This window comes from Hydrogenophaga aquatica, from assembly GCF_054780915.1.
The window spans coordinates 269,670-283,976 of sequence record NZ_BAAGVK010000011.1; the positions used below are offsets into that span (position 1 = coordinate 269,670).

The 14,307-nt window shown below is 65.9% G+C and carries 13 protein-coding genes and 2 tRNA genes; 2 read left to right on the forward strand and 13 right to left on the reverse strand.

The window, feature by feature from the left end:
* Positions 1-12 precede the first annotated feature (12 nt).
* Complete coding sequence (locus ACYVHH_RS08665; protein ID WP_460564737.1) at positions 13-1,662, forward strand: isovaleryl-CoA dehydrogenase; 1,650 nt, start codon at positions 13-15, stop codon at positions 1,660-1,662.
* An 80-nt stretch (positions 1,663-1,742) separates the two neighbouring features.
* On the forward strand, positions 1,743-4,457 hold the full coding sequence (locus tag ACYVHH_RS08670; protein WP_460564738.1) for a cation-transporting P-type ATPase: 2,715 nt from the start codon (positions 1,743-1,745) through the stop codon (positions 4,455-4,457).
* On the opposite strand, the gene ACYVHH_RS08675 is transcribed toward ACYVHH_RS08670, so the two are convergent.
* The 13 genes from ACYVHH_RS08675 to ACYVHH_RS08735 all read right to left on the reverse strand — a co-directional run bounded on the left by ACYVHH_RS08675 (position 4,458) and on the right by ACYVHH_RS08735 (position 14,288).
* Positions 4,458-5,162 (reverse strand): hypothetical protein, encoded by a 705-nt coding sequence (locus ACYVHH_RS08675; protein ID WP_460564739.1) that lies wholly within the window; start codon positions 5,160-5,162, stop codon positions 4,458-4,460.
* Positions 5,163-5,262: 100 nt separating this feature from the next.
* Positions 5,263-5,337, reverse strand: a tRNA-Val gene (locus tag ACYVHH_RS08680).
* A gap of 10 nt (positions 5,338-5,347) precedes the next feature.
* A tRNA-Val gene (locus ACYVHH_RS08685) sits at positions 5,348-5,422 on the reverse strand.
* Between the two features lie 69 nt (positions 5,423-5,491).
* Positions 5,492-6,208, reverse strand: a complete 717-nt coding sequence (gene dnaQ, locus ACYVHH_RS08690) for a DNA polymerase III subunit epsilon (RefSeq protein ID WP_460564740.1) — start codon at positions 6,206-6,208, stop codon at positions 5,492-5,494.
* An 8-nt stretch (positions 6,209-6,216) separates the two neighbouring features.
* The gene (fdx, locus tag ACYVHH_RS08695) at positions 6,217-6,555 is read right to left on the reverse strand and encodes an ISC system 2Fe-2S type ferredoxin (RefSeq protein WP_460564741.1); all 339 of its coding nucleotides are present in this window, start codon (positions 6,553-6,555) and stop codon (positions 6,217-6,219) included.
* 1 nt (position 6,556) lies between these two features.
* Positions 6,557-8,455, reverse strand: a complete 1,899-nt coding sequence (gene hscA, locus ACYVHH_RS08700; protein ID WP_460564742.1) for a Fe-S protein assembly chaperone HscA — start codon at positions 8,453-8,455, stop codon at positions 6,557-6,559.
* A 2-nt stretch (positions 8,456-8,457) separates the two neighbouring features.
* The gene (gene hscB, locus ACYVHH_RS08705; RefSeq protein WP_460565268.1) at positions 8,458-8,979 is read right to left on the reverse strand and encodes a Fe-S protein assembly co-chaperone HscB; all 522 of its coding nucleotides are present in this window, start codon (positions 8,977-8,979) and stop codon (positions 8,458-8,460) included.
* Positions 8,980-8,992: 13 nt separating this feature from the next.
* Positions 8,993-9,316, reverse strand: a complete 324-nt coding sequence (iscA, locus tag ACYVHH_RS08710) for an iron-sulfur cluster assembly protein IscA (RefSeq protein ID WP_460564743.1) — start codon at positions 9,314-9,316, stop codon at positions 8,993-8,995.
* Positions 9,317-9,333: 17 nt separating this feature from the next.
* The gene (gene iscU, locus ACYVHH_RS08715) at positions 9,334-9,720 is read right to left on the reverse strand and encodes a Fe-S cluster assembly scaffold IscU (RefSeq protein WP_460564744.1); all 387 of its coding nucleotides are present in this window, start codon (positions 9,718-9,720) and stop codon (positions 9,334-9,336) included.
* Between the two features lie 12 nt (positions 9,721-9,732).
* Positions 9,733-10,953 (reverse strand): IscS subfamily cysteine desulfurase, encoded by a 1,221-nt coding sequence (locus ACYVHH_RS08720; protein ID WP_460564745.1) that lies wholly within the window; start codon positions 10,951-10,953, stop codon positions 9,733-9,735.
* A gap of 27 nt (positions 10,954-10,980) precedes the next feature.
* Positions 10,981-11,514, reverse strand: a complete 534-nt coding sequence (gene iscR, locus ACYVHH_RS08725) for a Fe-S cluster assembly transcriptional regulator IscR (RefSeq protein WP_460564746.1) — start codon at positions 11,512-11,514, stop codon at positions 10,981-10,983.
* Positions 11,515-11,679: 165 nt separating this feature from the next.
* The gene (locus ACYVHH_RS08730) at positions 11,680-13,635 is read right to left on the reverse strand and encodes a sensor histidine kinase (RefSeq protein WP_460564747.1); all 1,956 of its coding nucleotides are present in this window, start codon (positions 13,633-13,635) and stop codon (positions 11,680-11,682) included.
* Entirely contained in the window at positions 13,632-14,288 is a 657-nt protein-coding gene (locus tag ACYVHH_RS08735; RefSeq protein ID WP_460564748.1) for a LuxR C-terminal-related transcriptional regulator, read from the reverse strand. The genes ACYVHH_RS08730 and ACYVHH_RS08735 overlap by 4 nt, the downstream gene beginning before the upstream one ends.
* Positions 14,289-14,307: the final 19 nt, after the last annotated feature.

Here is a 14,307-nt window from a genome sequence, read left to right on the forward strand (position 1 = left end):
CAGGAGACGCAGATGTGGCCCACCCATGACGTGTTCAACCAGCCCCAGCCACTGCTGGACGACAACCTGTTCGGCGGCGACCAGGCCATGCAGGCCAGCCTGCGGCTTCATGCGCCCCAGCTCGACCTTGCGGAGCTGACGGGGCTCGGCCAGCGCCTGGGCAGTGCCGAGATGCAAGCCCATGCCCGCCTGGCCAACGTTCACCGGCCCCGCTTGCGCACGCACGACCGGCAAGGGCATCGTATCGACGAGGTGGAATTCCACCCCAGCTACCACGTGCTCATGGCGGCGGCCATGCGCGCCGGGCTGCACGGCACGCCCTTTTCCGCTGACGAACAGGCGCGGGGGCATGCCCACCTGCGCCGCGCGGCAGCCTTCATGCTGTTCACCCAGGTGGAGCCCTCCACCCTCTGTCCCATCTCCATGACCTACGCGGTCACGCCCGCGCTGCAGGCCAACCCCGGCGTGCATGCCGACTGGGCGCAGGGCCTGACCGGCCGCTGCTACGACGCGCCGCTGCGCCCCTGGAATGCCAAGACCGGCCTCACCATGGGCATGGGCATGACCGAAAAACAGGGCGGCTCCGACGTGCGCGCCAACACCACCAGGGCCACCGCCGAGGGAACCGATGCCTGGGGCCAGCGCCACCGCATCACTGGCCACAAATGGTTTTTTTCCGCTCCCATGAGCGATGCCTTTCTTGTGTTGGCCCACACCGGGGCTGGCCCGAGTTGTTTCTTCCTGCCGCGCGTTCTGCCGGACGGCAGCCGCAACCGCCTGTTCATCCAGCGCCTGAAAGACAAGCTCGGCAACCACGCCAACGCCAGTGCCGAGGTAGAGTTCGACCAGGCCACGGCCTGGCTTGTGGGTGAAGAGGGGCGAGGCATTCCCCAGATTCTGGCCATGGGCAGGCTCACCCGGCTGGATTGCGCCCTGGGCACCGCCGGACTGATGCGCCGTGCCGTGGCGCTGGCCGCCGATCATTGCGCGCAGCGCCAGGCCTTTGGCAAGCCGCTGGCTGGGCAGCCGCTGATGAAAAACGTGCTGGCCGACATGGCACTCGAGTCCGAGGCAGCCACGGCCCTGGCCCTGCGTCTGGCGCATGCGCTCGACTGCCCGCAAGACCCCCATGAACAGCTCATGTGCCGCCTGCTCACGCCCGTGGCCAAGTTCTGGATCTGCAAGCGCGGCAGCGCCCTGGCCCAGGAAGCCATGGAATGCCTGGGTGGCAACGGCTATGTCGAGGAGGACGGCGAAGGCGTCATGGCCCGCATCTACCGGGAAATGCCGGTCAACTCCATCTGGGAAGGGGCTGGCAACATCATGGCGCTGGACCTGCTCCGGGCCCTCAGGCAGGCCGACGCCGCGGCCGCCCTCTGCGCCGAGCTGGACTTGGCGCGCGGCATACACACTGCGCTCGATCAGGCGGCTGCCAGCCTGCCCGGGCGGCTGGAAGCCCTGTCCAGCGAAGGCGAGGCGCGGCGCCTGGTGCAGGACGTGGCCTTGGCCGTGCAGGCCGCCCTGCTCGCCCGCAGTGCGCCAACGGCCGTGTTCGCGGCTTTCTGCAACACCCGCCTTGGCGGGAACTGGGGCCACACGTTCGGCACGCTCGGGGCCACGCAAGATTTCGACAGCATCGTCTCGCGGGCGTGCCCGCGCTGATGAAAGGGTACCGGTACTCGCAGGGCATACACTAGCTGGCATCCCCCAGACGTCACGCCCCGCCACCGTTGCCACCCGACATGACCGACCGGAATCTGCCCGATCCCTTCTGCGCCCATCCTCACGCGCTCAGCCCCCAACAGACCCTGGACACCCTTGCCAGCACGCCTCGCGGCCTGACGTCTGTGCAGGCGCAGGAGCGGCTTGAGCGTTTCGGCCCGAACCGCCTGCCCGAGCCACCGAAGGACGGTGTCGTCAAGCGGTTCCTGCGGCATTTCCACGACGTGCTCATCTACATCCTGCTCGGCGCTGCAGCCATCACCGCCGTGCTGGGGCACTGGATAGACACGGGCGTCATCGTCGGCGTCGTCGTCATCAACGCCATCATCGGTTTCGTGCAGGAGGGCAAGGCCGAACAGGCGCTGGAGGGCATACGCAACATGCTTTCCCCGCATGCGCACGCCCTGCGCGACGGGCAATGGACCGAAATGGACGCGCAGCAACTGGTGCCAGGAGACATCGTCCGCCTGCGTTCCGGCGACCGGGTGCCCGCCGACATGCGCCTCATCGACGCCATCAACCTGCGTATCGAGGAGTCCGCCCTGACGGGGGAGTCGGTGCCCGTCGACAAGACCACCGAAACGGCGGCCATCGACGCGGGGCTGGGTGACCGTTTCGGCATGGCCTATTCGGGCACCATGGTCTCGGCAGGCAGGGGCATCGGCGTCGTCACGGCTACTGGGGCCCAGACCGAAATCGGCCGGATCAACCGCCTGATGTCGGAGGTGCAGTCGCTGGAAACCCCGCTCACACGCCAGATGGCCGCCTTTGGCAAGACGCTGTCGGTCGTGATCGTCGCGCTGGCCGTGCTCATGCTGGCCGTGGGCGTGTTCCTGCATGGCTACCCCATCGGCGAGGTCTTCCTGGCTGCCATCGGTTTTGCCGTGGCGGCCATTCCAGAGGGCTTGCCCGCCATTCTCACCATCACGCTCGCGCTGGGGGTGCAGCGCATGGCCCTGCGCAACGCCATCACCCGCAAGCTCATGGCGGTGGAGACACTGGGCTCGGTCACGGTCATCTGCTCCGACAAGACGGGCACCCTCACGCGCAATGAAATGACGGCCCGCCATGTGATCACTCGCGCGGCCTCCTACGAGGTGAGCGGCACCGGCTACGAGCCGCTGGGAGACATCACGCTGGCTGGCGAGTCCGTGAGCCTGCCGCAGCACACCCATCTGCACGCGCTCATCGAGGTCATTGCGCTGGCCAACGACACCCACCTGTCCGAGGAGGGCGGCCAATGGAAGGTCACGGGCGAGCCGACGGAAGGCGCACTGCGCGCCCTGGCCCACAAGGCCCGCTTTGATGCCGGTGTCCACGAGCGCCACGCGGCCATCCCGTTCGAGTCGGCCAACAAGTTCATGGCCACCTTGCACTCGACCGCCTCGGGCGGGCGCCGCATCCTTCTCAAGGGGGCGCCGGACCGCCTGCTGGAGCGCTGCGACTTCGAGATGGCCGCCAGCGGCGATGCCGTTCCCCTGGACCACGCCTTCTGGGAGCGCGAGATAGAGCGCCTGAGCGCCGAGGGCCTGCGCGTGCTTGCTGCCGCATCCAGGAGCGTGCACGAGAACAAGAGCCAGCTGGCATTGGAGGACCTGGACGAGGGCATGGTCTTCCTGGGCCTGATCGGCATCATCGACCCGCCCAGGCCCGAGGCGGTGGCGGCCATCCGCTCATGCCACCAGGCCGGTATCCGCGTGAAGATGATCACCGGCGACCACGCAGGCACCGCGCGTGCCATAGGCCTGGAGATGGGACTGGGCAACGGCGATGCCCTGCGCGTGGTCACCGGCCAGGAGATTGAAGCCGCCACCGATGAACAGCTGCGGCAGCTCGCCCAGGACGGGCACATCTTCGCCCGCACCAGCCCCGAGCACAAGCTGCGGCTGGTGCGTGCGCTGCAGGCACGCGGCGAGGTGGTGGCAATGACCGGCGACGGCGTCAACGACGCCCCTGCGCTCAAGCGTGCGGATGTCGGTGTGGCCATGGGCATCAAGGGAACGGAGGCCACCAAGGAAGCCGCGGACATCGTCCTGGCGGACGACAACTTCACCTCGATCGAACGGGCGATCGAGGAAGGCCGGACGATCTACGACAACCTGCGCAAGGCCATCATGTTCATCCTGCCCACCAATGGGGCACAGGGGCTGGTGATGCTGCTGTCGGTGATGCTGGGCCTGACGCTGCCCCTCACCCCGGTCCAGATCCTCTGGGTGAACATGATCATCGCCGTCACGCTGGCGCTGGCCCTGGCGTTCGAACCGGCCGAGCCCGGCCTGATGCAGCGCCCTCCCCGCAGCCCCGGGGCGTCCATTCTGGGGCGGGAGCTGATGCAGCGCCTGGCCCTGGTCTCGCTGCTGATCGGTGGGGCGACGATCGTCATCTTTGAGCTTGAGCTGTTGCACGGCATGCGGTTGGACGTGGCACGCACCACCGCCGTGACCACGCTGGTGATCGCCCAGGCGTTCTACCTGGTGAACAGCCGCTTCCTGTGGGCGTCCAGCCTGAGGTTCTCGCAGCTCTTCACCAACCGGGCCGCCTGGATCGCCGTCTGCGTGCTCATGTTGCTGCAGCTGGTGTTTGTCTACGTTCCCGTCATGCAGATATGGTTTGGCACCGCCAACCTGGAGCTGCGCCACTGGCTCACGGCTTTTGCCGTCGGGACGGCGGTATTCCTGGTCATCGAGGCGGAAAAGGCCTTCACCCGCAGACGGTCAGGCGGGGCCGGGCGCTGATCAGGCCCATTCCAGCAGTTCCCAGCGCCAGCGGTCCTCCAGCTGCCAGATGGGGCCCTCGTCGTCACCGCTGGTGAGGTATTCTCCGCTGGTCTCACGCGCCACCCAGCGCCCCACTTCCGGGGCCAGCCACATCACGTCTTTGCGCACCGTCATCGTGCGGGAAACGTCGGGGTGATCCAGGCGGAGCAACCGCTCCACCCGCAGGCAGTCGAAAGCGCCAGCAGACACCTGCACGCGTTCCCAGCCCCGGGCCGTGCAATGCACGTTCAGCCAATAGCGGAAGGAACCGTTGTCCAGCCGGTAGCGGGTGTGCGCGGATTCACTGCGGCCAGGTTCGGCTGGCCACAGCGGCACGGCTTCGTCCAGGTTCAGCGTTGCATTCCATGCCGGGTCCTTCAGCACGCGGCCCCACGTGGCATGGCGCTCTTGCGGCAGCAGGTTCCCCGCACCGTCCCTCCGCTCTATTGCCACCAGCGGTTGAAGGGCGGTCACGGTCTCCCGCAGCGTGCCCTGCACCTGGCTGTTGAAGCGGTTGTAGTGGCGGTAAAGCCAGTTCTGCCCCACGCGCGGTAGCCTGGGCGCCCAGGGTGTTTGCGGCGCAGGCAACTGCGACGTCTGCAAGGGCGGCAGCGGCTGGATGGCGCACGCCGCTGGCAAGGCTGCCAGTGTGAGCAAGGTGGTTCGTCGGGTCAGGCGGCGCATGACGATTCCTCTGTGGCCGGTCAGGCCTTCATTCTTGCAGAACAGCCCCGGCAACAGTGGAAAAACAAAAGGCCCAGACGCTGGTCTGGGCCTTTGTGTTTGGTGGGTGATACATGGATCGAACATGTGACCCCTGCCGTGTGAAGGCAGTGCTCTACCGCTGAGCTAATCACCCGGTATCCGGATGGTGGGTGATACATGGATCGAACATGTGACCCCTGCCGTGTGAAGGCAGTGCTCTACCGCTGAGCTAATCACCCATCAAGCCTTAAATTATATACCGTTTCGGCGCGCTTCCGAAAGACTTTGCAGAAATCATTCGGCCAAAATCATCCCGCGACCACCGGCTCCAGCACACGCCACACGGTCTTGCCCTTGCTGGCCTTGTCCAGGTCACCCAGCAGCTTGGCGTGCGCCTCAAGTTCCTGTTCGTTGGCGGTCAGCACCGGCAGGTCAAAGCGGCTCAGATCCAACTTGGCAACTGCGCCCTCGCCGCCCCCACCGGTTTCAATCTCCATGACCAGCGCGTCCTGCCCGCGCGTCATGTTGATGTAGACGTCGGCCAGCAGTTCAGCGTCCAGCAAGGCGCCGTGCAGCGTGCGGCCCGAGTTGTCCACGCCCAGGCGGTCGCACAGGGCGTCCAGGCCGTTGCGCTTGCCAGGGAACATCTCCTTGGCCATCACCAGCGTGTCGATCACGCCGCTGACCATCGCCTTGGTGGGCCCGTGGCCCAGGCGCCGGAACTCTTCGTCGAGGAAGCCGATGTCGAACGGCGCGTTGTGGATGATCAGTTCCGCGCCTTGCAGGTAGTCCAGCAGCTCGGCGGCAACGGCCGCGAACTTGGGCTTGTCCGCCAGGAATTCCAGGGTGATGCCGTGCACGCGCAGCGCATCCTCGTGGATGTCGCGCTCGGGGTTGATGTAGAAGTGCCGGTTGTTGCCGGTGAGCTTGCGGTTGAGCAACTCCACGCAGCCGATTTCGATGATGCGGTCGCCGTCCTGCGCCGACAGGCCGGTGGTTTCGGTGTCCAGAACGATTTGGCGCATGGCGGGGGTCAGTGGTTCTCGCGGGCGTGGTTGATGGAGTACTTGGGGATCTCCACCGTCAGGTCGGTCTGTGCCACCCGGGCCTGGCAGCTCAGACGCGACTGGGGCTCCAGCCCCCAGGCCTTGTCAAGCAGGTCTTCCTCGTCCTCGGTGGCCTCGTTCAGGGTTTCGTAACCCTTGCGCACCACCACGTGGCAGGTGGTGCAGGCGCAGCTCATGTCGCAGGCGTGCTCGATCTCGATGTCGTTGTCGAGCAGGGCTTCGCAGATGGTGGTGCCGGGCAAGGCCTGGATCTGGCGGCCTTCGGGGCAGTACTCGGGATGGGGCAATACGGTGATCGTAGGCATGTCAGAGATTTTCCACGTTCCGGCCGGCCAGGGCCTGCGCAATGCTTCGGTTCATGCGCATGGCCGCGAAGGGCTCGGTGCCCTTGGCAAGCGCTTCTGTCGCTGCCTCCACGGCAGCGGCATCGGTCAGGTTGCGCGCGGCTTCCAGGGCCTGCATCAGTTCATCCACGGCTGCGCGCTCTTGGGCGTTCAGAAGGTCACCATCGGCGGCCAGGGCACTGCGCGTGGCGTCCAGCATGCGTTCGGCTTCCACGCGCGCTTCCACCAGGGCGCGTGCCTGCATGTCCTGCTGGGCGGTGGCAAAGCTGTCCTGCAGCATGGCTGCGATCTGCTCGTCGCTCAGGCCGTAAGAGGGTTTCACGTCGATGCGCGCCTCCACCCCCGTGCCCTGCTCGCGCGCGGTCACGGTGAGCAGGCCGTCGGCGTCCACCGTGAAGGTCACGCGGATGCGTGCGGCACCAGCCGCCATGGGCGGAATGCCGCGCAGCTCGAAACGGGCCAGGCTGCGGCAATCGGCCACCAGGTCGCGCTCGCCCTGCACCACGTGCAGCGCCAGGGCGGTCTGGCCGTCCTTGAAAGTGGTGAAGTCCTGGGCCAGCGCGGTGGGTATGGTGGTGTTGCGCGGCACGATGCGCTCCACCAGTCCGCCCATGGTCTCGATGCCCAGCGACAGCGGAATCACGTCGAGCAGCAGCAGTTCACCATCGGGGTTGTTGCCCGCCAGCTGGTTGGCCTGCACGGCGGCGCCAAGGGCCACCACTTCGTCGGGGTTCAGGTTGGTCAATGGTTCCTGGCCAAAGTGCTCGCGCACAGCCTGGCGCACGACCGGCATGCGGGTGGAGCCGCCCACCATCACCACGCCCTGGATGTCACTCTTGTCGAGCCGTGCATCGCGCAGCACGCGGCGCACGGCCGCCATGGTGCGCTGGGTCAAAGGCTGGGTGGCGTTCGCAAAGTCCGCGTGGCTGATGTCCACTGCCAGCGGCTGGCTGCGCACCTCGGTGCTCAGCGTCACGGTTTCGCCGCTCCCGGCATGCGCCGACAGGGCTTCCTTCACACGGCGGGCCTCGGCCAGCAGACGGGCGCGTTCGGTGGTGCTCAGGTCGGCAGTGCTCAGGCCCAGGCCGCTGCGCTGCAGAGCCCATTCGGCCAGAGCTCGGTCGTAGTCGTCGCCGCCCAGTGCGGAATCGCCACCCGTGGCCATCACCTCGAACACGCCACGCGTCAGGCGCAGGATGGACACGTCAAAGGTGCCTCCTCCCAGGTCGTACACCGCGTAGACGCCCTCGCTGGCCTGGTCCAGCCCGTAGGCGATGGCGGCAGCCGTGGGTTCGTTGATCAGGCGCAGCACGTTCAGTCCGGCCATCTGGGCCGCGTCCTTTGTGGCCTGGCGCTGGGCGTCGTCGAAATAGGCGGGTACCGTGATCACAGCGCCGAACAGGTCGTCATCAAACGTGTCCTCGGCGCGGAAGCGCAAGGTGGCAAGAATCTCGGCGCTCACCTCCACGGGCGACTTGTCTCCCGCCACGGTGCGCACGGCAGCCATGCCAGGGCCGTCCACCACCTCGTAAGGCAGTTGCGCTGCCACGCCCTGCGCCTGCAGGTCGGCCAGCTTGCGGCCCATCAGCCGCTTCACGGAGCTGATGGTGTTGTGCGGGTCCTCGGCCTGCGCCGCCAGCGCATCGAAGCCGATCTGGCGGCCGCTGCCTTGTCCGTTACCCAGGTAGCGCACCACACTGGGCAGTATCACCCTGCCCTGCTCGTCGGGCAGGCACTCCGGCACGCCATGGCGCACGGCAGCCACCAGCGAATGTGTGGTGCCCAGGTCTATGCCCACCGCAATGCGGCGCTGGTGCGGGTCCGGCGTCTGGCCGGGTTCGGAAATCTGCAACAAAGCCATGGTCAGGATTCCAGGCGTTCAAGGCGCTGGTGTACTTCTTCCGTGAAGCGCTCCACGAACATCAGTGCACGCACTTGCTGTACAGCTGCCGTGGGGTTGGCTTCTTCGTCTATCAATTGCGTCAGGGTGGCCAGCGCCTGCTGGCGGGCATCGCGCGCCTCGTCCAGCAAGGTGTCCAGCGCGTCGGCGCCATCAGCCTCATCCAGTGCCTCGCGCCACTCCATCTGCCGCATCAGAAAGCTGGCGGGCATGGCGGTGTTGTTCTCAGCATTCACCGGCACGCCCTGCAGTTCGCACCAGTAGGCGGCGCGCTTGAGGGGGTCTTTCAGGCGCTGGTACGCCTCGTTGATGCGAACCGACCACTGCATGGCCACCCGTTGGGCGGCTGCGCCCTGGGCGGCAAAACGGTCAGGGTGAACCTGCCGTTGCAGCTGCTTCCAGCGTTCGTCCAGCTCGGCGCGGTCAAGTGCGTAGCGCACCGGCAGGCCGAAGAGTTTGAAATCGTTGTCCTGCAGGTGGGGCAGCGCGGCGGGCGCCTCAGACACGGAACGACTCTCCACAGCCGCAGCGGTCGCGTTCGTTGGGGTTGTTGAACTTGAAGCCTTCGTTCAGGCCTTCGCGCACGAAGTCCAGCTGCGTGCCGTCGATGTAGGCCATGCTCTTGGGGTCGACCAGGATCTTGATGCCCCGGTCCTCGAACACCACGTCCTCGGGCGCCACCTCGTCCGCGTACTCCAGCTTGTAGGCCAGGCCAGAGCAGCCGGTGGTCTTCACGCCCAGGCGCACCCCCACTCCCTTGCCCCGGCGGGCCAGGTATTTGGTCACGTGCTTGGCAGCGGCTTCGGTAACGGTGACGGACATGGTGTCGTTCGGCTTTCTCAGTGAGCGTGCTTCTTCTTGTAGTCGTCCACGGCGGCCTTGATGGCGTCTTCAGCCAGGATGGAGCAGTGGATTTTCACCGGCGGCAGCGCCAGTTCCTCGGCGATCTCGCTGTTCTTGATCTGTGCCGCCTCGTCCAGCGTCTTGCCCTTGACCCACTCGGTCACCAGGGAGCTGGAGGCAATGGCCGAACCGCAGCCATAGGTCTTGAAGCGCGCGTCCTCGATGACGCCGGTGCTCGGGTTCACCTTGATCTGCAGCTTCATCACGTCGCCGCAGGCAGGGGCACCCACCATGCCGGTGCCAACCGTGTCGTCGCCTTTTTCAAAGCTGCCGACGTTGCGGGGGTTTTCATAGTGGTCGATGACCTTGTCGCTGTATGCCATGGTGTTACTCCTTCAATGCGCTGCCCACTGGATGGTGGACAGATCGATACCGTCCTTGTACATCTCCCACAACGGGGAGAGTTCGCGCAGTTTCGCGACGTTGTCCTTGATGGATTGGACCGCGTAATCGATCTCCTGTTCCGTCGTCCAGCGGCCAATCGTCATGCGCAGGCTGCTGTGGGCAAGTTCGTCGCTGCGGCCCAAGGCGCGCAGCACGTAGCTGGGCTCCAGGCTGGCCGAGGTGCAGGCCGACCCGCTGGACACCGCCACGCCCTTGATACCCATGATGAGAGATTCGCCTTCCACGAAGTTGAAGCTCATGTTCAGGTTATGCGGCACGCGTTGGGTGGCGTGGCCGTTGATGAACGCTTCTTCGATGGTGGACAGGCCGGCCAGCATGCGGTCGTGCAGCGCCTGGATGCGCGGCAGTTCGGTATGCATTTCAGCCTTGGCGATGGCGTAGGCCTCACCCATGCCTACGATCTGGTGGGTGGGCAGCGTGCCGGAGCGCATGCCGCGCTCGTGGCCGCCACCATGCATCTGCGCCTCGATGCGCACACGCGGCTTGCGGCGCACGTACAGGGCGCCAATGCCCTTGGGGCCGTAGGTCTTGTGGCTGGTCAGGCTCATCAGATCCACGGGCAGCGTGGCCAGGTCGATGTCCACGCGGCCGGTGGCCTGGGCGGCGTCCACGTGGAAGATCACGCCCTTCTCGCGGCAGATGGCACCCAGCGCGGCGATGTCCTGGATCACGCCAATCTCGTTGTTCACGAACATCACGCTGGCCAGAATGGTGTCGGGGCGGATGGCGTCGCGGAAGGCGTCCAGGTTCACCAGGCCGTCGGCTTGCACGTCCAGGTAGGTCACCTCAAAGCCTTCACGCTCCAGGTGGCGGCAGGTGTCAAGCACCGCCTTGTGCTCGGTCTTGACGGTGATGATGTGCTTGCCCTTGCCCTGGTAGAAGTGCGCAGCGCCCTTGAGTGCCAGGTTGTCGGACTCGGTGGCCCCGCTGGTCCACACGATCTCGCGAGGGTCGGCGCCAATCAGGGCGGCAACCTGCTCACGGGCATTTTCCACGGCCTTTTCGGCCTCCCAGCCCCAGGCATGGCTGCGCGAGGCGGGGTTGCCAAAGTGCTCGTAGAGCCACGGCACCATCTTGTCCACCACGCGCGGGTCGCACGGGTTGGTGGCGCTGTAGTCCATGTAGATGGGGAAATGCGGGGTCGTGCTCATGGTTAGGGCTCGGGTAGCAGTACGGAATTACTTGGAGGCCGCCGCGCCCAGCGCGAAGACCGAATTGGGGGCGTTGACGCGGATGGGCTTGACCACCGGCGCCGACGAAATGGCACGCTTGATGGTGGGCGCATTTTCCACCACCACGCCCTTGGCCAGCTGGTCGTCCACCAGCTTCTGCAGGGTGATGGAGTCGAGGAAATCCACCATCTTGGCGTTGAGCGCGGCCCACAATTCGTGCGTCATGCAGCGGGTGCCTTCGCCCAGGCAGTTTTCCTTGCCGCCGCACTGGGTGGCGTCAATGGGTTCGTCCACCGACACGATGATGTCGGCCACGGTGATTTCGGAGGGTTTGCGGCCCAGCGTGTAACCGCCGCCCGGGCCTCGGGTGGACTCCACCAGATCGTGGCGGCGCAGCTTGCCAAACAATTGTTCCAGGTAGGACAGGGAAATCTGCTGCCGCTGGCTGATGGCGGCCAGCGTGACCGGACCGCTGCTCTGACGCAGCGCCAAGTCGATCATGGCTGTGACGGCGAATCTGCCTTTGGTTGTGAGGCGCATGTCCTGCTCCTTTGTGAATGACTTCCAGTGCCCAGCCTGAAAACCCCTCGGCTCTCAGGCACTCTCTCCACCCACCCGGCTTTCGCCTGTTAGACTCTGTTGGTCGGCTGAATCCCGACTGTTTTTGTAAAGTATAACAGAAAGGCCGACTGATTCGCTCGGCCTTCAACCAGCGGACAGCGGCATCCAGTCTGTGTCGGCCTCGTGCGGGGCCGCGCCGTAGCGGTGCACAAAGGCAAATTCGATGCCCGTGCCTGGCTGGGCATCGTAGAAGCGCACGGTTGCGCCTATCTTTTCCGCGCGCACGCGAATGTTCATCAGCCCGCGTGCGCCTTGCCGCATGGCCTCGTGCGGCGGCAGGCCGCAGCCGTTGTCGGCCACCGACAGGTAGGCCACCCCCTCATGCGACCAGGTGCGCACCGTGACCCGCGTGGCGTTGGCGTGCCGTACAACGTTCGCAAATGCCTCCTGTACACAGCGGAACAGGTGCATCACCCCACGCGAATCCAGGCCGGGCACGGCGGGCACCTCCTCCACCTGCCAGTCCAGCTCAATGCCTGCGGCATCCAGTGCGGGCGCTATGCGCTGGCGCAGCGTGCCCAGAATGGTCGGCAGGTCGCCTTCCATGGGTTCCAGCGAGTCCAGCGTCATGCGCAGTTCTTCCAGCGCATGGTGGATCATCGACGCCACAGAGTTGCGGTCCAGCCCATCCCGCTGGCTGCGAACCATGTTCAGCGTCTGCACCAGCTGGCTGCCCAGGCCGTCGTGCATGTCGCGCATCAGGCGCCGGCGCTCGTTTTCGATGGCGCGTTGCTGTTCCGACGCGCGCAACTGCTCGAAGGCTGCACGCAAGTCGGCCTCGCGCTTGGCAACCTTTTCAGCCAGTGTCTCGTTCAGGCGGCGCACCTCGCGTATGGATTCCGTGGAGCGTTGCAGCAGCACCCAGCCCAGCGTCAACATCAGCGCCAGACTGCCGATGGACATCCAGCGGATGTCGGCGTCGCCGGGGAAGTTCAGCTGCACCACCAGGAAACCCCTCAGCCCGGTGACGAACGTGAAGCCTGCCACCACCATCACCAGAATCTGGTCGCGTGTCATGCGCCGGCCCCAGCCTGTCTGCACCGTGACCTGCGAGAGGATGACAAAGGCCACCACGGCCAGAACCCCCGCCCAGATGCGGTAGAGGTCGTAGTCCCGCGTCAGCAGGGTCACCACCATCCAGAGCGGCCCTACCACCAGCAGCGCGATGGCCAGGAAGCGCGCCAGACGCAGGCGCAGGCCGAACAGGTCTTCTATGAACAGGTACAGGAAACCGCAGTACAGCGTGAACGAGATGCGGTGCAGCAGAAAGTAGGTGTCGTACGACAGCGGCGGTTCGGCCACGGCAGAGAGCACGAGCCGCACGGTGTGGGCCAGCGAAGCCAGCGCCATCAGGCCGAAGAGCCGCTCGCGCATGATGCCCCAGAGGAAAGCCGCCATGAAGGCCATGAGCAGCGCCGTCATCACCATCATCCAGGTGCCGGTGACCTGCCAGCCATACAGCGAGCGGTAGCGCTCGGCCAGCACGTCCTGGTCGCCAATGTGCAGGGGCCACAGGCCGCTGCGCTCCAGCAGCTCGCCGCGTACTTGTATGTCCAGGCGGTTGTTGGCGGGGTGGCTGGCCAGCAGGGCCGAGGGGAGCGACACCAGGTAAGGAAACCACGCCGCGTTGACGGTTCGGCCCTCTGGCGCGCGCCAACCCACGTCGTGCAGTTCCTGCCCGTTCAGCAGCACCCTGAACCGGGTGCCCACGCGAGGCAGCAGGATGGCCAGCCGGGTGTCGGCGGCATTCTGGTACTGCAGCGCGGCTGGCCAGGGTACCTGGTAATCCACCACGCTCTGCCACTCGGGCGGCTGGTCGTCCAGGATGTGCGGCAGCATGACGGTCTGCGTGCCCAGATCCGGCTGATCGGGAACAGACGCCGTTGCAATGCGAATCTGGTGCGCCCCTTTCACGGGTGCCGGGCGCGACACCCAGTACAAGCCCGCCAGCAGCACAGCCAACACCAGCCCCACCCACGCGTAGTGCGGCAGCACACGCATGCGCGCCAGCACGGGCAGCGGGCTCGCGCCGTGTGTCAAATCAGCCCCCGCTCCTGCGCCACCTTCACCACCTGCACGCGGGTATGCACGGCCAGCTTGCGGTACAGGTTCTTGATGTGCGTGCTGACGGTGGCCGAGCCAATGCCCAGCTTCTGTGCAATTTCCTTGTTCAGGTAGCCCTGCGCCACCAGCTTGAGCACGTCGCTTTCCCGGTCGGAAAGCGGTGGCGGCTCGGCCTGCATGGGTGAACCCAGGGCTTCACCTGCAGGGCGGAACTTCTTCAGCAACATGCGGGCCAGCAAGGGCGAGATGGGAGCCCCACCCTCGCGGATCTGTTCGATGGCGCCAATCAGCTCTTCGCCGCTGCACCCCTTGAGCACGTAGCCCGTGGCACCCATCTGCAGCGCCGTGAGCAGGCGGGACTCGTCCCCGAACACGGTGAAGACCAGCAGCTCGGCGTCGGGCCGGGCCACGGCCAGCTGGCGCAGCATGTCTTCGCCACGCCCGTCCGGCAGGCCCAGGTCCACCAGGAACACGTCGGCCAGACTGTTGAGCGCCATTGCCTGCGCATGGGCGTAGGTTTCCGAGCAGCCCACCAGCCGCCATTGGGGGCGCTGCTTCAGCGTCTCCTCAACAAACTGCTGTATGGACCGGTCGTCCTCGATCAGATAGATGCGCGTGAGCTCCGGCATGCCTGCGATTTTCTGCGAA